At 44.4% G+C, this 21,796-nt stretch carries 16 protein-coding genes; 9 read left to right on the top strand and 7 right to left on the bottom strand.

The window, feature by feature from the left end; genetic code table 11:
* Positions 1–177: 177 nt before the first annotated feature.
* The 4 genes from mgtE to ACP7AA_RS00250 all read right to left on the bottom strand — a co-directional run bounded on the left by mgtE (position 178) and on the right by ACP7AA_RS00250 (position 3,987).
* Positions 178–1,527, bottom strand: a complete 1,350-nt coding sequence (gene mgtE, locus ACP7AA_RS00235; protein ID WP_201564769.1) for a magnesium transporter — start codon at positions 1,525–1,527, stop codon at positions 178–180.
* A gap of 172 nt (positions 1,528–1,699) precedes the next feature.
* Positions 1,700–2,500, bottom strand: coding sequence for a 3-hydroxybutyrate dehydrogenase (locus ACP7AA_RS00240; protein ID WP_426222301.1), 801 nt, complete (start codon positions 2,498–2,500; stop codon positions 1,700–1,702).
* A 65-nt stretch (positions 2,501–2,565) separates the two neighbouring features.
* Entirely contained in the window at positions 2,566–3,195 is a 630-nt protein-coding gene (locus tag ACP7AA_RS00245) for a CoA transferase subunit B (RefSeq protein WP_201619466.1), read from the bottom strand.
* A gap of 78 nt (positions 3,196–3,273) precedes the next feature.
* A complete protein-coding gene (locus ACP7AA_RS00250) occupies positions 3,274–3,987 on the bottom strand; it encodes a CoA transferase subunit A (protein ID WP_426222302.1) in 714 nt (237 codons plus the stop codon).
* A gap of 332 nt (positions 3,988–4,319) precedes the next feature.
* On the opposite strand from ACP7AA_RS00250, the gene ACP7AA_RS00255 reads away from it, so the two are divergent.
* Positions 4,320–5,735 carry a GntP family permease gene (locus ACP7AA_RS00255; RefSeq protein WP_426222303.1) on the top strand — a complete coding sequence of 472 codons (1,416 nt, stop codon included), beginning with the start codon at positions 4,320–4,322 and terminating at the stop codon, positions 5,733–5,735.
* A 392-nt stretch (positions 5,736–6,127) separates the two neighbouring features.
* Positions 6,128–8,245: a methionine--tRNA ligase gene (gene metG, locus ACP7AA_RS00260; protein ID WP_426222304.1), complete on the top strand. Its 2,118-nt coding sequence runs from the start codon at positions 6,128–6,130 to the stop codon at positions 8,243–8,245.
* Between the two features lie 98 nt (positions 8,246–8,343).
* On the opposite strand, the gene ACP7AA_RS00265 is transcribed toward metG, so the two are convergent.
* Entirely contained in the window at positions 8,344–8,721 is a 378-nt protein-coding gene (locus ACP7AA_RS00265) for a hypothetical protein (RefSeq protein WP_426222305.1), read from the bottom strand.
* A gap of 506 nt (positions 8,722–9,227) precedes the next feature.
* Between ACP7AA_RS00265 and ACP7AA_RS00270 the strand changes: the two genes are divergently transcribed.
* The 4 genes from ACP7AA_RS00270 to ACP7AA_RS00285 all read left to right on the top strand — a co-directional run bounded on the left by ACP7AA_RS00270 (position 9,228) and on the right by ACP7AA_RS00285 (position 13,518).
* Positions 9,228–10,277 (top strand): ABC transporter substrate-binding protein, encoded by a 1,050-nt coding sequence (locus ACP7AA_RS00270; protein WP_201629942.1) that lies wholly within the window; start codon positions 9,228–9,230, stop codon positions 10,275–10,277.
* Positions 10,278–10,399: 122 nt separating this feature from the next.
* Positions 10,400–11,428: an ABC transporter substrate-binding protein gene (locus tag ACP7AA_RS00275; RefSeq protein ID WP_201625707.1), complete on the top strand. Its 1,029-nt coding sequence runs from the start codon at positions 10,400–10,402 to the stop codon at positions 11,426–11,428.
* Positions 11,429–11,792: 364 nt separating this feature from the next.
* Entirely contained in the window at positions 11,793–12,692 is a 900-nt protein-coding gene (locus ACP7AA_RS00280; RefSeq protein WP_183620874.1) for an ABC transporter permease, read from the top strand.
* A 31-nt stretch (positions 12,693–12,723) separates the two neighbouring features.
* On the top strand, positions 12,724–13,518 hold the full coding sequence (locus ACP7AA_RS00285) for an ABC transporter ATP-binding protein (protein WP_183620875.1): 795 nt from the start codon (positions 12,724–12,726) through the stop codon (positions 13,516–13,518).
* An 82-nt stretch (positions 13,519–13,600) separates the two neighbouring features.
* Here the strand turns inward: ACP7AA_RS00285 and ACP7AA_RS00290 are convergent, their stop codons facing one another.
* Together ACP7AA_RS00290 and ACP7AA_RS00295 are read right to left on the bottom strand one after the other, a co-directional pair.
* Positions 13,601–14,254, bottom strand: a complete 654-nt coding sequence (locus tag ACP7AA_RS00290) for a response regulator transcription factor (RefSeq protein WP_426222306.1) — start codon at positions 14,252–14,254, stop codon at positions 13,601–13,603.
* 105 nt (positions 14,255–14,359) lie between these two features.
* Positions 14,360–16,582 (bottom strand): sensor histidine kinase, encoded by a 2,223-nt coding sequence (locus tag ACP7AA_RS00295; RefSeq protein ID WP_426222307.1) that lies wholly within the window; start codon positions 16,580–16,582, stop codon positions 14,360–14,362.
* Positions 16,583–16,829: 247 nt separating this feature from the next.
* Here ACP7AA_RS00295 and ACP7AA_RS00300 point away from each other — a divergent pair, with 247 nt between their 5' ends.
* From ACP7AA_RS00300 to ACP7AA_RS00310, 3 genes are all read left to right on the top strand, one after another.
* Positions 16,830–18,206, top strand: a complete 1,377-nt coding sequence (locus ACP7AA_RS00300) for a cytochrome c (protein ID WP_372829963.1) — start codon at positions 16,830–16,832, stop codon at positions 18,204–18,206.
* On the top strand, positions 18,206–19,174 hold the full coding sequence (locus ACP7AA_RS00305) for a c-type cytochrome (RefSeq protein ID WP_265088601.1): 969 nt from the start codon (positions 18,206–18,208) through the stop codon (positions 19,172–19,174). Before ACP7AA_RS00300 ends, ACP7AA_RS00305 begins: the two co-directional genes overlap by 1 nt.
* 215 nt (positions 19,175–19,389) lie before the next feature.
* Entirely contained in the window at positions 19,390–21,768 is a 2,379-nt protein-coding gene (locus ACP7AA_RS00310) for an FdhF/YdeP family oxidoreductase (RefSeq protein WP_426222308.1), read from the top strand.
* Positions 21,769–21,796: the final 28 nt, after the last annotated feature.

Here is a 21,796-nt window from a genome sequence, read left to right on the forward strand (position 1 = left end):
TAAATCATACTGCCCATGAGCTTCCTAGCCAAACCTTTTATCGTGACAGTGTAGCTCAATTACAAGGATAAAAAAACCACAACGCCAATAGGATGATGCTTTGTAAAATTCATCTATCCTGCCATCTATTTTCAATGATTGTTATTTCTTTATTACCTTTATTAGCTAATGAATAAATTAAATGGCTAAGAATTTTGAAGCAATAAACAAATAAATCAGCACGCCTGACGCATCACATACCGAGGTAATCAAAGGCGCACTGGCAGTAGCAGGGTCAAAACCTAACTTATTGAGCACAAACGGTAAACTCATGCCAATCACACAGCCAATCATGACCACCGACATCATACTCAGCGCCAGCACTAGCGATACAACTGCATCCCCGCGCACATAACCGATAACTGATATAGCTACCGCCATCGTCGCCCCAAGCATGAGCGCAACCAAGGCTTCACGACCGAGCAATGAAAACCAGTCACGCATGACCACATCGCCAGTGGCTAGCGCACGTACCATCAAGGTTGCGGACTGAGAACCGGCATTACCACCACTATCAACCAGTAGCGGTAAGAAAAACACCAATACCAAATTGGCGGCAATCACATCTTCAAAGTTTGAGATACTAAGCCCTGAGAGCAGATTACCAAAAACTAAAAACACTAGCCAAAACACACGCTTACGATATAAAACCCTGATACTGACGTCTTTTAATCTGCCGACCATGGTCGAGACACCACCCGACTTATGGAAGTCATCGGTGGCCTCATCGCTAGCAACGTCCATCGCATCATCGTGGGTGACGATACCGACTAACGCGCCACTGGCATCAGTAATTGGCAAGGCAATCAAGTCATAGCGCGCGACGGTTTTAGCAACGTCTTCTTGATCGTCGTTTACATCAGAAGATATGACCGAGCGCACCATAATGTCATTAATCAGCTGCTCAGGCGACGCTAAAATAAGTACTCTTAATGACACCACGCCTAGCAGTTTACGCGCATCATCAATCACATAAGCATGATAAATGGTTTCAGCATCAGGTGCTTCTAACCTAAGAGCATCCAGCGCTTCAGCAACCGTCATCTCGGCCGCTAACGTCGCATAGTCAGATGTCATCAACGCGCCAGCGGTGCGCTCTTCATAGGCAGACAGTCGGCGAATATCTTCACGTTTTGCCTGTGCAAGTGCGGGTAGCAACGCATCTCGCTGTTCCTGATTTAGGTGCTTATATAAGTCGGTGCGCTCATCAGATGGCATCTCCCCGACTATCTTTGCTAAGCTTGCGCGCGGAAACTCAAGAGCCATCGCAACCTGAATATCGACGTCTAAATAGGCAAATATCGTCGAGCGATTGGGCAAAACCTCAAGCAGTTGCCACGCAAGTTTGGGTTCAATCAGTGCCAGCACATCAGCAATATCGATAGGACGTAATGCTTGCACCTCATCAATTGCTTGCTCAAACTGCTGCTGCTCGATAGCACGGCTTAGTTTTGCAGCAAGGGTCACCGCTAAGTCTTCATTATTCATTATTTTTACTCCGTGCAGCGCGAAATTATGCAACAGGCGCTCATAAAAAAGAGCCAATATAATTGGCTCAAGTTAACATAAAATCAAATCCTAATGGATTGGTGTTTTATTAGCAAGCTAATGATTTTTAAACCAATCAAACAGCCCGCAAACCTATCCATTAACCACGCCGTTAATTCATAAACCAGCCATGACTGGCAACGATAGACTGACCAGTGAATACATTACTTGGGAATGCTGCTAAAAATAATGCCAATTGAGCAATATCATCAACAGTGGTAAATTCTTTGTCGACGGTATTAACCAGCATAATGTCATTCACCACAGATGCTTCACTGATGCCTTTTTCAGCGGCTTGTTGCGGAATTTGTTTTTCGACCAATGGTGTTTTGACAAACCCCGGGCAAATCACATGCGCGCGCACATTGTGCTCAGCGCCTTCTTTTGCCAACACACGGCACAGTCCAAGCAGTCCATGCTTAGCAGTCACATACGGTGCTTTAAATAATGACGCTTCATGAGAATGTACCGAGCCCATATAAATGACCGTACCGCCTTTGTCAGCTTTATACATATGCTGTACAGCTGCTTTAGTGGTTAAAAACGCCCCATCTAAATGAATAGCAAGCATTTTTTTCCAATCATCAAACGCCATTTTATGAATCGGGTCAATGATTTGAATACCAGCATTAGAGACAAGAATATCAATAGCACCAAAGGTATCAACTAATTGCTGCACGCCAGCGTTTACCGCGTCTTCTGATGTGACATCCATTTCAATTGCCAGTGCGCGTCCGCCAGTAGCTTCGATAGCATCGACCGTTTGCTGTGCTGATTCAAGATTAATATCAGCAATACCAACTGCAGCGCCTGCCTTAGCATAAGTCTCAGCGATATCGCGTCCAATGCCACTTGCAGCACCTGTGACCAATGCTACCTTGCCGGTCAAATCTTGTTGTAATGTGGTCGCCATATTTTATAATCCATTATTAAATAGGTTTTCTGGATGTCTGTGCTAGACATATTTATGCAACAAGCTTATTGAGTAATAGTCACTGGCGTTTTTTCTTGTAGCTCATCGAAGCTAACACCTTCTGCCAACTCAACCAATTTTAGACCATTGTCAGTGACGTCTAATACGGCAAGTTCGGTGATAATACGATCGACCACTCCTTTACCCGTTAATGGCAGCTCGCAATTGGCAAGGATTTTTGGCTCGCCATGTTTATTAACTTGCTCCATCAGCACAATCACCCGTTGCACGCCTGCGACCAAGTCCATCGCGCCGCCCATGCCTTTAACCATTTTTTTGGGAATCATCCAGTTGGCCAAATCGCCTTTTTCTGATACTTCCATCGCGCCCAATATCGCCAGATTGACATGGCCACCACGAATCATCGCAAATGACTCTGAGCTACTAAAATAACTGGCACCCGGTTCTGCGGTTACCGTTTGCTTGCCCGCATTAATCAAATCTGCATCCACGTTCTCTGCCGTTGGAAACTCGCCAATACCTAGCAAGCCGTTTTCAGACTGTAGCCAAACATCCACATCTTCAGGAATATAGTTGGCAACTAGGGTTGGTAGTCCAATACCTAAGTTGACATAATAGCCGTCTTGTAGTTCTTTTGCGGCACGCTGTGCCATCTGCTCTCTTGTCCATGCCATGGTAACTTCCTTATTTTTTACACTGCTCTATTATTAATATAATCATTTAAAAATATTTTTATCAAATCACTGAATAACTTAAGCGCTTTCAACGGCTTTAGTGGTGGTTTTTTCAATACGTTTTTCAGGATTGCTGTTTAAGACGATACGCTGCACAAAGATACCTGGTAGATGCACTTCATCAGGATCAAAGGTGCCGGTTTCTACGATTTCTTCGACTTCGACGATGGTAATTTTGCCTGCCATGGCGCAATCTGGATTAAAGTTACGCGCCGTCTTATTAAAGATTAAATTACCCGCTTTATCTGCTTTTTGCGCTTTGATTAATGCCACATCCGCACGCAATGAATGCTCAAGCACATAAGTACGGCCATCAAAATCACGCGTCTCTTTGCCTTCAGCTACTTGTGTGCCGACGCCCGTCGCCGTATAAAACGCTGGAATACCAGCACCACCTGAACGTAATTTTTCTGCCAATGTCCCTTGCGGCGTTAATTCAACTTCTAACTCACCTGCCAAGTATTGACGCTCAAACTCTTTATTTTCACCGACATAAGATGAAATCATTTTTTTAATTTGACGGGTTTGTAATAGCAAACCTAAACCAAACTCATCGACGCCGGCATTATTACTGATACAGGTCAAATCTTTGACGCCACTATCACGTAACGCTTCGATGAGCGCCTCAGGAATACCACACAGACCAAAACCGCCGATAGCAAGTGTTTGTCCATCACTTACCACACCTTTTAGCGCCTCTTCGGCACTACTATATACTTTTGAGCGACTCATGCTTATCTCCTTGCAAGTCGAGTTTTTGTTATTAACAGTCATCATCAATGATGATTTGCTTTCATTTATAGATTTATAGCAATACATTATCTATCGATATATTAGATACGGCTGTAATGCTAAGTTACCATATTATTGTGTTAGCGAGAAGAGAATAACGGTAAGAACTTACGCGCCAGCGCCGTCATTTAAGACATCCTCATTCACTATGACAGCAGTCTAGATTTATGTTTGATAAAATATTGAATACTGCATATTTTGATTAATTTTATTGACCCATGTCAATATGCCCTGCATACTCGATGCTTGAACTTTGCCAAGGAGGGCGGATCATGATGAGTACATTTGCTATTGTCATCACTTTATTACTATTGATGTTTTTTGCTTATCGCGGTTACTCAGTGCTGATTTTAGCACCGATTATGGCGATATTAGCCGTATTACTTTCAGGTGATTTTTTAAGCAGTATCCCCGCCTATACCGATGTCTTTATGGGGGCGTTAAGTGGATTCTTACTGAAGTTCTTCCCTATTTTCTTATTGGGCGCGCTATTTGGGCGTTTGATGGCAGACTCTGGCGCGGCGACAGCGATTGCCAATACCGTGGTCGAAAAGCTCGGTGCCAGTAAAGCCATTTTAGCGGTCATCTTAGTTTGCGCCATCTTAACCTATGGCGGCGTGTCGTTATTTGTGGTGGCCTTTGCCATCTATCCAATCGCCAAAGACTTGTTTAAAGCCGCTGATATTCCTAAGCGCTTGATTCCGGCAGCGATTGCCTTAGGTTCATTTACCTTTACCATGACAGCATTGCCCGGCACGCCCGCCATTCAGAATGCCATTCCGATTCCTTACTATAATACCAACGTCTTTGCCGCGCCTATCTTGGGTCTTATCGGCGGTAGCATCATGTTTATTTGTGGTTGGTTATGGTTGCAATCTCGTGCTAGAAAAGCCAATGCAGTAGGTGAAGGCTACGGTCAGCATGATGAAGAGGATGTCGGTGGCGTTGGTGCGGCAAAACCAGCATCTGAGACCCTAAGTACGCATCACACCTCGTTTACTGTTGCTATGATTCCGCTGGTGCTGGTCATCGCCCTAAACGCTTTATTAACTTATGCTATTTTCCCGTCGCTCGACTTTAGCGGCTTACAAACTCAATTTCCGGACTTAAATATCGCAGGCTCGCTTGGCTTATGGTCCATCATTATCTCATTGGTGGTTGCTTGTACCGTACTCATTGTGCTGCGTATTGGTCATTGGAACAACCTACAAAAAACCATTAACCGTGGTACTTATGATTCGATGTTGCCGATTTTTAACACCGCCTCAGAAGTGGGTTATGGTGCGGTTATCGCCTCGCTAGCAGGCTTCCTTATCATTCGTGATAGCATCTTAAACCTAAATCCTGACAATCCTTTGATTTCAGAAGCAGTGGCGATGACCACGCTGGCTGGTATTACGGGCTCATCGTCTGGTGGTTTGAGTATTGCCCTATCGACGTTGGGTGAAGATTATTTAAGAATGGCAGTGGCCGCGGGTATTGATCCAGAGCTGATGCACCGTGTTGCTGTGATGGCAGCCGGTGGTTTGGATACGCTACCTCATAGTGGTGCGGTCATCACCTTACTGGCGATTTGTGGCTTGACCCATAAGCAATCCTATCTAAACGTTGCCATGGTGACGATGGTGATTCCACTTATTGCGGTGGTCGCCGTTATCATTTTAGGGACGATGTTTGGCTCATTTTAAAAGAAAGTCGGACGTTGAAAACAGACTTTAACTCGCAAAAATTGCATCTTTTATAAACCCACTTGGCAAATTGCTTAGTGGGTTTTTTATCGCCACTTTATGACGATCCTCTTTAAAAAAATAGCTTATTGATACTTAATAAATGCATAGAAACTTATCGGCATAACAGAGCCAATGACTATGTTGGTTAATGGATTAATTACTGAGGAATGTCACAAAATTGGCTGAATTACGGTATCATAGGCACACTTTTTTAATTTTTCTCTTTTTTGTAAGTTTTTAGACGTTTTTAGCATTGATGATTTAATATTAATCATATCGCGCCTGCTCGTCATAAAGCGCTTGAGACGTTTGATAACCAACCCGTTTATATAAAAATATAGGTGATGAAAGTGCGTGAGATTCTAGTAACCAGTGCGCTGCCCTACGCCAATGGCTATATCCATTTGGGGCATCTTGTAGAGTATATTCAAACCGACATTTGGGTACGTGCGATGAAAGCACAGGGCCATCAAGTCACCTATGTCTGCGCCGATGACGCTCATGGCACCGCCATTATGCTCAAAGCTGAAGCCAATGGCGTCACGCCAGAAGAGCAAATCGCCTCGGTAAAAGCCTCACATGAAGCGGACTTTGCCAAATTTTTGATTAATTTTGATAATTATCATTCAACGCATTCAGAAGAGAATCGAGAATTCTCTGAGCTGATTTATCGCCGCCTTAATAGCGCCGGGCATATCAGCACAAAGGATGTGAAGCAGCTTTTTGACCCTGAAAAACAGCTGTTTTTAGCCGATCGTTTTGTCAAAGGAGAGTGCCCCGAATGCGGCGCGCTTGACCAATATGGCGATAATTGTGAAGTGTGCGGTACCACCTATGATGCGACCGACCTTATCAATCCGCACTCAACGTTATCCAATGCGACGCCAGTACTTAAAACTTCTAAGCATTACTTCTTTGACTTACCAGAATTTGAGCAGTTCTTAAAAGATTGGACCCGTAGCGAAAATCGCTTGCAAACGTCGGTTGCCAATAAACTGCAAGAGTGGTTTGACGCTGGCTTGACCAGCTGGGATATCTCGCGTGATGCACCCTACTTTGGTTTCCAAATTCCAGATACGCCAAGCGATGAGCCAGACAAGTACTTTTATGTGTGGCTAGATGCGCCAGTCGGCTATATGGCAAGCTTTAAAAATCTATGTGACAAGCGCGAAGGTACCGACCAAGCGCTTGATTTTGACCGTTATTGGATGCAAGAAAACGAGCATAAAACCGAGGTTTATCATTTCATCGGTAAAGACATCGTTTACTTCCATGCGCTATTTTGGCCAGCGATGCTTGCCGGTAGTGAGTTCCGTACGCCGACAGGTGTCTTTGCCCACGGTTTCTTGATGGTCAATGGCGAAAAAATGAGTAAGTCACGCGGCACCTTTATCAAAGCCGAAACTTACGCGGAGCATTTGCATCCTGAATACTTGCGTTATTATTTCGCCAGTAAGCTGTCTGACAAAGTTGAGGACATCAACCTTGATTTAGAAGACTTTATGCAAAAGGTCAACTCTGACTTGGTGGGTAAAGTGGTCAATATCGCCAGTCGTAGCGCCGGTTTTATCGTGAAGAAATACGACGGTATGCTGTCTGAGGTTTGCGTAGAGTCTGAATTATTAGAAGATATTACCAAAACCGGTGATGAGATTGCCGCCGCTTATGAAAACCGTGAGTTCTCGCGTGCGATGCGCTTAATCATGCAGTGCGCCGATAAAGCTAATGAATATATCGACGAGAAAAAACCTTGGTCGCTTGCCAAGCAAGAAGGGTCTGAGCAAGAAGTTCAAGACGTCTGCTCGGTGGCGATTAATATCTTCCGCCAATTGATGGTTTATCTGGCGCCAGTATTACCTGAGCTGACGGCCAATGCCAAAGAATTCTTAAATATTGACGATTTAAGCTTTGCTAGCCGTAATGAGTGGTTGCTTGGTCATAAAATCAATAAATTTAAACCTTTAATGCAGCGTATCGAAGAAAAAGACGTTGCGGCAATGGTTGAAGACTCAAAGGCCTCATTGGCGCAAGCAGAAGCCCCTACTACTAGCAGCGATAATAATTCAGATAATAAAACAGCGGCAGTAAACACTCAGCCAGCAGAAAAGGCTGATACTGATACCAATGCTGAACAAGCTGACTATATCGGTATCGAAGACTTTGCCAAAGTTGAGATGAAAGTGGCGCACGTCTTAGCCTGTAATTATGTCGAAGGCGCGGATAAGCTTTTACAATTTACCCTAGACGTTGGCGAAGACAAACCGCGTAATGTCTTTAGCGGTATCCGTAAGTTTTATGAGCCTGAGCAATTACTGGATAAAAAGGTAATTTGCGTCACCAATCTTGCGCCGCGTAAAATGAAATTTGGCATCTCAGAAGGGATGGTGCTATCAACGGGCAATCCAAAAACTCAGTTAACGGTAGTGACATTACCAGACAACTGCGTGATTGGCGATGTGCTGGCTTAAAAACGTTAAATTAAGTAATAATTAAAGAACAAAAAAAACGGTCGAAATAGACCGTTTTTTGTTCTTATGTGAAAAATAATAGAAAGTAAGCTTGCTGTCTATCTAGTTAAAATATCAATAATCTGCAACGTATCATTAATGACCGTCACAATTTTATTTTCTGGCGTGCGAATACGAACGTAGCGGTCATCATAACGGTCTAAAATTACCGAACGATCATAAATATTCCTATCAATCTTGCCGACTACTCTATAACCGTATTGATCAAGATCACGTTTGAATGAGGCATTAGGGCTAGCATTGCGATAAGCGTTGATATTAGGTTGGGCGTTGCTATGATGGTTATAACCTTTATTAATATAAACAGCTTTGCCCTTGGCATTTCCATTTCCATCTTTTGCCGTAGCAGGTAAGCAAATCAATGAGATAGCAGTAATGCCAGCGATGGTCAATAGTTTAAGATTAGAAGTGTTCATAATGTTACCTTAAAATATTCGTTTGAAAAATATTAAGTAGATATTAGAATGGGTTGTACATTCATCAAGTCAGCATAATAGTAATGTGAATTTTATAGTAATGTGAATTTCGGACTCACTATAATTCTCGTATAAAAACTAGCTTATGTTAATTATGAAGGGCGTTCGTAATAGATGCGTTGCTAGCTTGTAAGCTTTTTGATTGTAATTTTACCGAATAAAAAGATGCTTTCGTGGCATCTTTTTTATTGCCCAAAATTCATTGGTAACTATGTATAAAGAATCTGATAACGAAATTATTTATCCAACAAGAATTGATTTAAATCCTCCTTTATAAAGCTAATGACAAACGCGTTTTATTTTCTTATTGCCATAAGTTACATTACTGTCATAATATGGACGTAATGATCAATGGATTGATTACCTTAATGTTCGCCCGTTATCTCAGCATGCACATAACATTGACTCGGGTAACCTGCACCTTTTAACCTATGAGCCAAAATAAAATGACCTTTGCCACTACTTTACGCCTTAGCCTGTGCGGCGCTGCTATTAGCGCGGCGCTTGGATTAACCGCCTGCTCTAATAATGCTACTGACCCTGCGGCCACTGCTGATGACAGCGCAACTAACGATAAGCCTGCCAAAACCTTAGCCATCACTCAGATTGTCGAGCATCCTTCTTTAGATGAGATGCGCCGTGGCATTATTGATGAGCTGGCTGAAAATGGTTATGTAGAAGGTCAAAACCTAAAAGTTAACTTTCAAAGCGCGCAAGGTAATACTGCAACCGCAGGGCAAATTGCCAAACAGTTCGCTGGTGACAATCCAGATGCTATCGTCGCCATCTCAACACCTTCTGCGCAATCAATCGTGGCGTCGACCAAAACCGTTCCCGTTATTTATACTGCCATCTCAGACCCTGTAGCAGCGAAGCTGATTGACGAAAATGATGTGCCTATCCAAACCAACGTGACCGGTCTGTCGAGCGAATTACCCATTGAGCCACAGTTAGACAATATTCAAAAAATTGTCCCAAATGTAAAAACCATTGGTTATGTTTATAGCCCAGGTGAAGCCAACTCTGTGGTGGTCCTTAAGCAACTTGAAAAAGCGGCACCAGCACGTGGGCTTAAGATATTGGGCGTAACTGCTAACCGCCCTACCGATGTTGCAATGGCGACTCGTAGTCTTGCAGGCAAAGTAGAGGTTATTTATACCTCATTGGATAACAACGTGGTCTCGGCTTTTGAAGCCATGGCCAGTGCAGCTAACGAGCTTGATATCCCAGTCATTGCCTCAGATGAATTTAGCGTCAGACGCGGTGCGACTGCGGCACTTGGGGTTAATGATTATGACTTTGGTCGTACTACGGGCAAAATGGTTTATCGGGTATTAAATGGTGAAGCTACCAAAGATATTGCACCGCAAGTGATGAACACCTTGACGCTATATGTCAGCCCAAAACACGCCGCTGAACAAGGTACCAGCCTATCAGCAGATTTACTTAAAAACGCCATCAATGTCGATAAAGAAGCACAAAAGACCAGTAAGTAATCGCTGGCAAAACAGCAGTGAGCATTGAATAGAAAGACCGTGATTAACAAGCAGTCAGCGCTACCTTTTATTTATCTTTTATATAATGTACGGACACATTATTATTTTCAGGAGTCAGACCCATGTTGTATCAAAATCGTTTTGCAAAAGCTTTATTATGGGGCGGTGTTTGCACCGCTATCTTGACCGGCTGTAACCAACCCGCACAAGATGCCAATACCACTGACGGCGCTGCAACAGGTGGCGATGCCAAAGCTGCCATGAAAACGGTCGCTATTACCGCCATCGTTGAGCATCCAGCACTCGATGACGTACGTAAAGGCGTTATCGATGAATTAAATGATGCCGGCTTTAAAGAAGGTGAGAATTTAACCATCAACTTCCAAAGCGCCCAAGGTAATACCGCTACCGCCGGTCAGATTGCTAAGCAATTCGTCGCTGATGCACCAGACGTCATCGTTGCCATTGCAACACCATCAGCTCAGTCTGTGGCTGCCTCTACCAGCACCATTCCCATGGTATTCTCAGCAGTGACTGACCCTGTAGCAGCCAAACTGGTGCCCAAGCTTGATGGTTCTGGCACCAACGTCACGGGCGCCTCTGATGCCCTGCCTTATGCACCGCAAATCGATTTGATGCGTCAAATTATCCCAAGCTTAAAAAACGTCGGCTATGTTTATAGCCCAGGCGAAGTGAACTCAACCATCGTTTTAAAAGCATTGAAAGATAACCTAACGCCACTAGGTATCAACGTACACGAAGCGCCCGCTCAGCGTAGTAACGATATCGCAATGGCTGCCCGTAGCCTTGAGGGTAAAGTTGATATGATTTATACCTCAACCGATAATAACGTCGTTTCAGCGTATGAATCACTGTACCAAATCGCTAAAGAAAGCAAGATTCCACTAATTGCCTCTGATACCAGCTCTGTTGAGCGCGGTGCCGTTGCGGCTTTAGGGGTAAACTATTACGATTTGGGCCGCGAAACTGGTAAAATCGTTACGCGTATTTTAAACGGTGAAAAAGCCGGTGCTATCCCTGTTTATACCCCGCAATCGCTTGATTTATATGTCAGTCCAAAAAATGCGAAAGCCGAAGGCATTACTTTGCCACAAGCCGTTATCGATAAAGCAAAAGTAGTGGTAGAATAACTGCGACTTCTGGTATCGCACTGATAGACGGTAATTTTTATCAATTATTGTCTATGGGCGATACCGCTATTTATTTAGCGCAGACAAAACCCAGCTATCAGTCAGTAGGCTGGGCTTATTTTTTAAAGGCTTTAAATGAGCAGGACTTATGATTATGCGTAATAATGACAAGTCTTGTTTTACCCTAGCTGCAGATAACCCAATCTGTTAAATTCACCGCTTAGTCGTTTAGCTAAAATTCACGTATAGATTTATATATAGATTCATTTATAAATAAAATAGCGCCGCTATATAGCGCTCACTTATTCTATGAATCACTGGAGTGTTATTTGCTAAACGCTTGGTTATGACTTACTGATCTCTTATGTCTTTAATTGCTTTTTTTGGTGCGCTTGAAAGTGGTCTGATTTATGGCCTAGTGGCGCTTGGCGTCCTAATCTCATTTCGTACCCTCGACTTTCCAGATTTGACCGCTGACGGTAGCTTTCCGTTAGGTGGCGCCGTCGCTGGTATTTCTATCATTGCCGGTATCAATCCTTGGCTTGCTTGTGCCTTTGGTATGCTAGCAGGGTCAGTTGCCGGTATTGTCACCGCATGGCTACACGTCAAACTGGGCATTTTGCAGCTGCTTGCCAGTATTCTTGTGATGGTTGCCTTATATTCTGTCAATCTACGGATTATGGGTGCGCCAAACTTGCCACTATTGGGTGAAACCACGGTCTTTAGTACCTTGGTCCATGATGGCAATGGTTACTGGATGCGCTGCTTAATTATTGGTGTTGTCGTGCTACTGGCCATGTTATTTTTAAACTGGTTTTATAGTACCGAGACGGGTTTATCGATGCGTGCGACCGGCTCAAACCTACGTATGGCACAGGCGCAAGGTATCAACACCTCGTGGATGACCATCATCGGTATGGCAATCTCCAACGGTTTGATTGCTCTAGCGGGTGCGCTATTTGTGCAGACGCAAGGTGGCGCAGATATCTCGATCGGTATCGGTACGATTGTCATTGGTCTGGCAGCGGTCATCATCGGTGAGACTATTATTCCTGCCAAGCGGATTTGGCTGATTACCTTTGCTGTGGTTGTCGGTGCGGTATTGTACAAGCTGTTTATTCAGGTTGCCCTATCGAGCGATACGCTACGTAGTATTGGTTTTGGTCCGCAGGATTTAAACTTGATTACAGCGCTGCTCGTGGTATTGGCCTTGGTATTGCCCAAAGCTAAAAATAAATTTTTAAGTCGTAAAGTTCGGGCTTAATGTCAATGTGCAACCATAAGGAATAATTATTATGATGCAAGCTACAGATTTGCGGTTGACCTTTAATCCTGGAACGCCCATTGAAAACCCTGCCCTACGCGGTATCAATCTGAATATCGCTGATGGCGAGTTTGTGACTGTTATCGGTACCAATGGCGCGGGTAAATCGACCTTTTTAAATGCGGTCAGTGGCACCACGCGCGTCGATAGCGGTTCAATCTTGTTAAATGGCATCGATGTCACCAAAAAAACCGCGCACCAACGTGCTCATTGGGTGGCTCGTGTATTCCAAGACCCGATGGCGGGAACTTGTGAGGCACTAACCATCGAAGAAAACATGGCGCTTGCCTATAAGCGCGGCGGCAAACGTGGTTTAAGCTTTGCGCTAAACCAAAATAACCGTGACTTATTTCGCGAGAAACTGTCAGTATTAAAATTGGGTTTAGAGAATCGTTTAACCGACCGTATGGGCCTGTTATCCGGTGGTCAACGTCAAGCAGTTAGCTTGCTGATGGCATCATTGCAGCCATCTAAGATTCTACTGCTTGATGAGCATACGGCTGCCCTTGACCCTAAGACTGCGGCTTTCGTTTTAGAGTTGACCGATAAAATCGTCACGGATAATCAGCTCACGACGATGATGGTTACGCACTCGATGCAGCAGGCATTAGCCCATGGCACGCGTACCGTGATGCTCCATCAAGGACAAGTAGTGCTCGATGTCGCAGGCGATATTCGTAAAGGCATGAATGTGCATGACTTACTCGATATGTTTGAGCAGACTCGCGGTGAAAAAGTCGAAGATGATAGCTTGATATTAAGCTAAATCATTTAGCAAAATATTTTGAATTTAAAAAAATAAAACGCCTGTTTAATAGCAGGCGTTTTTTTTATGACTGTTTTAGTTATTAAGAATCAAGCATGACCAATTTTTGAATCAACTCACTGACATGCTGCGCTTGCATTTTTTTCATCACCTGTGAGCGATGTACCTCTACCGTACGGACCGATATATCTAAATGGTCGGCGATATTTTTATTCAGATTGCCTTGCAGTAACTCATTGGCTACCTGCTTTTCTTTATCGGTCAGCTGCGCATAGAGTTTTTTAATATTATAAAGCTGAGCACGCTTGAGTGTTAAGGCTTGTGCACGCGCAAGCGCTTCTTGTAAACGGTGACTATTAATCGGTTTTTCGAGATAATCAGCGGCACCTTGTTTGAGCATGTTAACCGCATCAGCAATCTCACCCTTGCCAGTTAACGCAATAAACCCTATCGGACTGTCATGTTTATTAAGATACGCTTGTAGTGCCTGACCGCTCATTTCTGGCATCATTAGATCACTGACCACCACTGCTGGGCGATAGATATCGACTTGCTGTAAAAATATCAGAGCACTTGACCATACTTGGGTCGGTAATCCTAAGCTGCTAATCAGAAAATCACAGGATGTACGCACGCGTTCTTCATCGTCGATGATATGAATCAGTAGAGAGTCACTACTGTTATCAACTGGCGTTTGCCATTCTGAGCGCTTATTGAGATGATGCTGAGCATTCATACGCGACCTTATGATTAAGTTAATTTACAAAGTTTATAGGCGCTTGGTTATTCATAGCTCTCTTATGCTTACTTTCTCTTTTGATTGCTTTCGCTTTTGATTGCTTTATTTCTCAGCATTATCAGCCAAATGCAGCGGCAGATAAAAAGACACTTGCGCACCTATCTTGTTTGCTGGCGTGTAAGTGTTTTCAGTGTTCATCAAGCGCACTTTACCATTTAAGTTACGCTTAAAGCGTTGCTGATAACCGTCTAACGCTTGTATGCAATTAAGCTCCTGCTGCACTTCTATATTACTAAGTCGCATCATACCGCCAAGTGACTTGCACAAGCGCTGACATATCATCAGACCCAAACCTAAACCATTGGCTTTGGTTGATTTGGTGGCGTAATGATTAGCTAGACGCTGCTGTGATTTATTATCAACTAGCTGCTTATTACCAGTTAACTGTTTATGGTCAAGCAACTGCGCCTCATCAAAACCGCCTGCATCATCGGTCATATGCAATACTATATAAGATTTTCCATTATAATCTTCTGCCTGACAACGTAACATTATCTGCGTCGCCCCTTGCTGCTCGGCGTTTACCATACTATTCATCAATAACTGGTCAAGAACTAGGCTTGGCAACTGCAACGATGGATAGTCGCTCGTTAGCCAAAAACTCATGGCTGAAGCCTTCTCACCCAATAGCAATATACACTGCTCATAAGTAGTGGCGATATCCACCCTCACTTCATCCGGCTGTGAGCGCCCTGCCCAGCTCCGAATATTACTAATAACAGCCGCGACCCGCTCGGTTTCATTGACAATTTGCTGCAGCGCAGTTTCTGTCACTTGTTTGTCAGTGGCTTGTTTATCAGTTAGCGACTTTTCTACCGCATGCAGACTATTTAAAGAGTTTTTATCCAGCCACGTCCTTTCTTGACTGTTTTGACTGTTTTGACTGCGAATCAGTAATCCTTGGGCATAATTTTGAATGGTCGCCAGCGGCTGATTGATTTCATGGGCGATTGATCCACTCATTTCACCGATGACAGCGAAGCGTTCTGATTGACGTAGCTGCTGGTCATAATCACGAATCAATCGATTTTGTAGGGTTATTTTTTGCCGCCGTCGCCATGCCAGCCAACTCATCCACGCATAATTTACTGTTGATATGAGAATAATTAAAACAATAACCGCCATCCACAATCGATGCGCCTTTACCCATTCAACCATATGCGCGCCCAGCTGCTTTTGGGCGGGATGACGGTTCATATCATAGAGGATACGCTCAGCATTACTACTCGATTCGGGTGGTAGCCAGCCCTGATTTATTCCTAACAACTCCTGCTCTGATTGACTTGTACCAAATAAATTTTGATTAATCTGTCGCACCAAAGCATTTGGCGCTTGCTCGGTCGCCGCCAATGTCCAATTGGGATATATCGGCGTTGAAGATTGACAGCTAGAAGCGGTCGCAACAGGGTGAATAAGACGGTATTGTTTCTCGCTAACTTTCCCTTGCCGCGCCATCTCTTCCATCAAGCAAAGCGGGGCTATTGCTGCATCTACGCTGCCATTCGCTAGTGCATTTAACGTGCGCTCAATAGGATAACCGACGAACTGGGTCTGATAACGGTTGGATGGCACACCATTTTGTTGTAATAAATGCGCGACCAATAGATAGCCACCAAAAGCCTCGGCATCGACGGCAGCAATTTTACGCTGCTGCAAATCTTGCAGCTGATAAATGCCGCTGTCCGCCTTTACCCAAAGTGCACTGGCCACTTCTTCCATAGCGCTAGGTTCTTTTAACGAACCACCCTGACTGAGCTTATTAAATTCATTGGCTAAGCTAACCGTTGCGGAAAACTGCTTATCAGCGGTTTTGGTGTTAAAACCTTTTTCATTAAAGTTTTTACCATTGATATCAGCAGGCGCAGTCAATTTAGTTGGCGCCGTATCCGCTTGCAAGGTCGCAAGCCAGCGCCAATGGGTGGTATTCATTTTAATCAGCTGTACTTGTGGTCCAAGCACTAAGGCAAACTGCTGCGCCTCAATTTCCTGCTGCCAATTCTCTAACGCTAGCGGCACCAAGACCACTGTGTCCTCTTGCAACTGCTCGTTAAGCTGATTGAGCCAAGGTTGCCAGCGTTCTTGCGCAACTGTTTCGCCTTGCGGCGCCAGCACGCCTAAATAATACGTCTGGGCGTTTGCCATCGACATAACCAAGCAAGCATTTAATGCCATCAGAGCCATAAAGGGTATTAACTCTTGCAACACCCTCAAGGCTATGGTTCTAAGCGCAATTTTCGATAAAAAATCAATGGTATTTATAGGCATTATTTGCGACTTAAGACGTCCAAGTTTGTAAAATTTATTAAAACCATATGATTAATGTGGTTTTCCACAATATCAGCATATTACGCCATATTCTATACTACATAGCAAGATTGTATCTTTTAATTGGCTGAGCTTAATGATTGCTATCGAATATAAAAATCAGGCATTACCAATAAGCCTCACAACATAGATAGCGACAGTAAGCGCAGTAATATTTTTACAGACTATTTTTATGGAGGGCAGGCTTATGAAAAAGTGGCCATTAATCATTATTATGGCAGCCATTGTCGGGCTGATTTTAGCGTTTATCATTGGGCAAATACTGCCTAATATGCGCACGAGTAGCAGTGACATCGAGGTCAATATCACCGACCCTGCACTTATTAAACAAGGGGAATACGTCGCGCGTACCGCTGACTGTGTTGCTTGTCATACCACGTTAGATGGCGAGACTTATGCAGGCGGCCTGCCTATGCTGACACCACTGGGTGCGATTTATTCAACCAACATTACCCCTGATAAAGAAACCGGTATTGGTCAGTATACTTTTACTGACTTTAAAAATGCCGTCAAGCATGGCGTGCGTCGTGATAATAAAGCCCTTTACCCTGCGATGCCCTATCCTTCTTATCAGCTTATGCCAGATGAAGATTTGGCCGCGATGTACGCCTTTTTTATGTCAGACGTCAAACCCGTCAAGCAAGCCAATCTAAAAAGCGAGTTACCACCGGTGGCAAACTGGCGTTGGCCCTTAGCATACTGGCAAGCAATGTTTGACCCAAAACGTGACTTTGTCGCTGAAAGTGATGATGCAGTGTTGGCTCGTGGACAATACTTAGTTGAAGGTCCTGGGCACTGCGGCTCTTGTCATACTGGCCGCGGTATTGGCTTCCAAGAAATCGCCTTAAATAATGCCGACTCAGAAGAATATTTGAGCGGTGCGGTTATCGATGGCTGGCGCGCCAAAAGTATTCGCGGTGAACATCGCGGTTTGGGTACGTGGACGGTCGCAGAACTGAATGACTTCTTTAAAACCGGTCGCACTGACACCACAGCTGCCTTTGGCGCCATGGCCGAAGTGGTCGAGCACAGCACGCAATATATGACAGACTATGATATCAACGCCATGTCATCTTATCTAAAGACCTTAACGCCCGCGCCAAATAAAGAAAAAACCTTGCCGGCGAAAAAAGACATTACCACGCAAAAACTGCTTGATGGCAACTATGATTCGCGCGGCTCAATTTTGTACGCCGAGTATTGCCAAGTTTGTCACCGTGCCGATGGTAAAGGCGTGGCGCGTATCTTCCCAGCCCTTGATGGGAATAGTGCGGTATATGCGAAAAATGCCGACTCGGTACTACAAATCACCTTGAGCGGTGGTCGCATGCCAGAAACTCCGCACGACCGCATGGCCTTTACCATGCCTGAATTCACTAACTTAAGTGATGCGGATGTGGCAGAAGTGGTCAACTATGTACGTAATAGCTGGACCAACCAAGCGCCTGAAATTGGTGTCGATGATGTGGTAAAAATGCGCGCTTTCCTCGCTAAAAAACCAAAAACCAGTACCGATATCGCCCCAGATTTAAGTATTGATGCGCAAACAAAAGGAGCAAAATAATGAAAAACTCTCCACACAACCTGCCTGCTATTGTTAGCGTTATCTCTCAGAAAATGAAAATGAGCAAACTGACCACCGCTGTTCTGACTGCCTCAGTGGTTAGTATCGCCGCTATCAGTAGTGGTTGCTCACAGCCAGAGCCTATCGAGCAAAATGCCCCTAAATATGGCTTAGTTACTGCTGATGATGCCAACGAAGATGTCGGTACCTATGTGCTGCCGCAAGATACCTCTATCTTGGATGAGCCAAACGCTGATGAAATCTTTTATGGCAAACGCTTATTAAACGAAACCAAGCGTTTACTGCCCGAGCACGTTGGCGCGCAAATGAACTGTAATAGTTGCCATATCTCGCAAGGTAAAATCCCGCTTGGCGACCCCTATATCAACAGTTATAACTTCTACCCGCGCGTGATGCCTCGTGCTGGTAAAGAAGTTGATTTAACCAAGCGTATTAATGGCTGCTTCCAGCGTTCGATGAATGGCAAACCTTTAAAACCTGAATCACCTGAAATGTTGGCAATGTTGGCCTATATGAAATGGCTATCCCAAAACACGCCGAAAGAACAAAAGGTCGATATCCAAAACGCTGGTAAAGTGGATGAATCTTTGGTTGGCAATCCTGTACGCGGTGAAAAAATCTACCAAGTACAATGCGCGACCTGTCATGGTGATAACGGCGAAGGCATGAAAGACAGTCGCGGCGATATTGTCTTCCCGCCATTATGGGGCGATGAATCCTTTAACATTGGCGCTGGGTTGGCGCGTACTTATAAAGCCGCGGCTTTTGTTAAGTACAATATGCCAATGGGCATTCAAACCAAAGGCTTATGGGGTCATGGTAACGTGCTGAGTGATCAAGACGCGATCGATGTCGCTGAATTTTTCACCCATCAACCGCGTCCTGATTTTGCTGGTAAAGTAAATGACTGGCCAAACGGTAACAAACCTAAAGATGCCCGTTATTAAATGCGCTAGCCTGACAACATATCAGTCATGCTGATTTATAAAATAGAAAAACCTCAAACGCATCATTTGCTTTGAGGTTTTTTGTTATCTATAAGTAATGAAAGTCAACATTTCTTATCAGCCATTATATAGTAGCACTTAATGTAGTAGCACTTAACATAATCACTTTTATTATAGTAGCCCTTACTTATCGCCATTCGCTTATGAGGTCTGTCATGCGCAAAATTCCTGTTTATACCCATCCTGCTGCTGGTTGGCCAGCTTTGGTTGCTTCTACTCGTAAGTTAATGGATTATAAGGCTTTTTTGCGTGGCAGCATAAGTACCTTGCATAGCAACCAGCCCAACGGCGGCTTTGACTGTCCAGGCTGTGCGTGGCCTGACCATAAGACCCATAAAGTTATCGATGTCTGTGAAAACGGTATCAAAGTCATTGCCAGTGAAACCATGAACCAACGTGCAGATGCAGCGTTCTTTGCCAGACATAGCGTGACCGAACTGCAAAGTTGGTCAGGCTATGAGCTTGAGCATAGCGGACGCTTATCAGAGCCGTTATATTATGATGCAGCGCAAGATCGTTACATCGCTATTTCTTGGCAAGCGGCTTATGAGCGTATCGCTGATGTCTTAAAAAATCTTGATTCACCAGATGAAGCCTTATTTTATACTTCAGGACGCGTGACCAACGAGCCAGCTTTTATGTTTCAGCTGTTTGTACGCTGTTTTGGCACCAATAATTTGCCAGATTGCTCAAACATGTGTCATGAGCCAACGTCAGTAATGCTTGGCAAACAATTAGGCGTCGGTAAAGCCACCGTAGTTTTAGAAGATTTTGAGCAAGCAAAGTTGATTATGCTGTTTGGGCAAAACCCTGCCACCAATCATCCACGTATGCTTGAGATGTTGGCGCACGCTCATAAACAAGGCTGCCGTATTATCTCTATCAACCCGATGCGTGAGCAGGGTTTAAGCAAGTTTAGGAATCCACAAAAACCAACCCATATGGCTGCAGGACAAAGCGATGAGATGGTCGATGAGGTCATTCAAATTCAAATCGGTGGTGATGTCGCTTTATTGACTGGTTTGGCTAAATGGCTGGTAGAAAACGATAAGATTGATAGTGAGTTTATTAGCACTCATACTTCAGGATTTGATGATTTAAAACAATGGCTGATCGCCCAATCTTGGACAGATATTGAGCTTGGCTCTGGTATTACGCAAGCAGACATCATCAACCTTGCCAAGCTCGTGGCAGACAGTCCTGCCACTATCTGTACGTGGGGCATGGGCATTACCCAACACGTACAGGGCGAAGATAATGTCGCTATGATTACCAATTTGCTGCTGCTGATGGGTATGATTGGTATCGATGGTGCAGGCGCCTCGCCGGTGCGTGGTCACTCCAATGTGCAGGGCGATCGCACTATGGGTATCCATGAGCGCCCTAAACAAAGCCTACTTGATAGCCTTGAGCGCGTGTTTAAGCGCCCTATGCCGCAAGAAGATGGACTTGATGTCATTGCTGGAGCTAAAGCATTGATGCAAGGTAAACTTAAAGCCTTTATCAGTATGGGCGGTAATTATGCCGTTGCCGCACCCGATAAGAGTGCGATTCAAACCGCCTTAACCACTACTCAGCTTAATGTTTTTGTCGCTACCAAGCTCAATGAAACCATGCTATATCCGGGTGCAAACAACTTAATCTTGCCTTGTATAGGCCGCACCGAACGCGTGATAACGGCTAAAGGCGAGCAGTTTGCAACGATTGAAGATTCTATGTGCCAGATTGTGCCCACACAAGGACGTCTAAAACCGATTAGTGATGATTTAAAGTCTGAAGCGCAAATTGTGGCTGATATGGCAACCCATGTGCTTGGGTCTGATTCGTCAATTCCATGGCAGACCATGGGTAGCGACTTCGATATCATCCGTAATTATATTGCCCGTGCTATTGACGGCTTCGAGAACTTTAATGAGCGTATCCGTGAAAGCGAGCGCGGTTTTCATTTATACCACCCAGCACGTCATCGCGTTTGGAATACCGATAGTGGCAAAGCCCAATTTGAAGTACCGCAATATCCGATTACTTATGTCGCCGCGCAAATGGCACAAACTAGCGCAGACTATCACAGCAATGGCAGGAGCGAAAATTCTAAAGATAGTGATTTTGCAGACAGTAATCTTGAAAATGGCAATGTAGAAAAAAATACTGAGCAAAAAGTATGGCAATTGACTAGCGTCCGTAGTCATGATCAATTTAATACCATGATTTTCGGGTTTAAAGACCGCTATCGCCAAACCAACCGCCGCGATGTGTTATTTATGCATCCTGATGAAATCAAGCGTTTAGGCTGGCAAAAAGGCGATAGCGTCATGGTATCGCGGCAAGACAGCAAGGATGAGCGGCGTACCTTGGGTCCTTTGATACTTACTGAGATGGACATCGCTGCCAACGCGGTGGCGACCTATTATCCTGAATGTAACGACCTTATTGACTTGGACAGTCATGCTCCTGACTCGAGGACACCTGCTTATAAGTCAGTTACTGTTGTTTTACAGCGCGTTAATGAAGGCATGTTGGCAGCTACCGCTTAATAGCGCTTGATGTCCTACAATAATGGTT

Origin of the sequence: Psychrobacter sp. DWR1-2-3 (assembly GCF_049896465.1) — a bacterium.
In the GTDB taxonomy this organism is placed as follows: Bacteria; Pseudomonadota; Gammaproteobacteria; order Pseudomonadales; family Moraxellaceae; genus Psychrobacter; species Psychrobacter maritimus.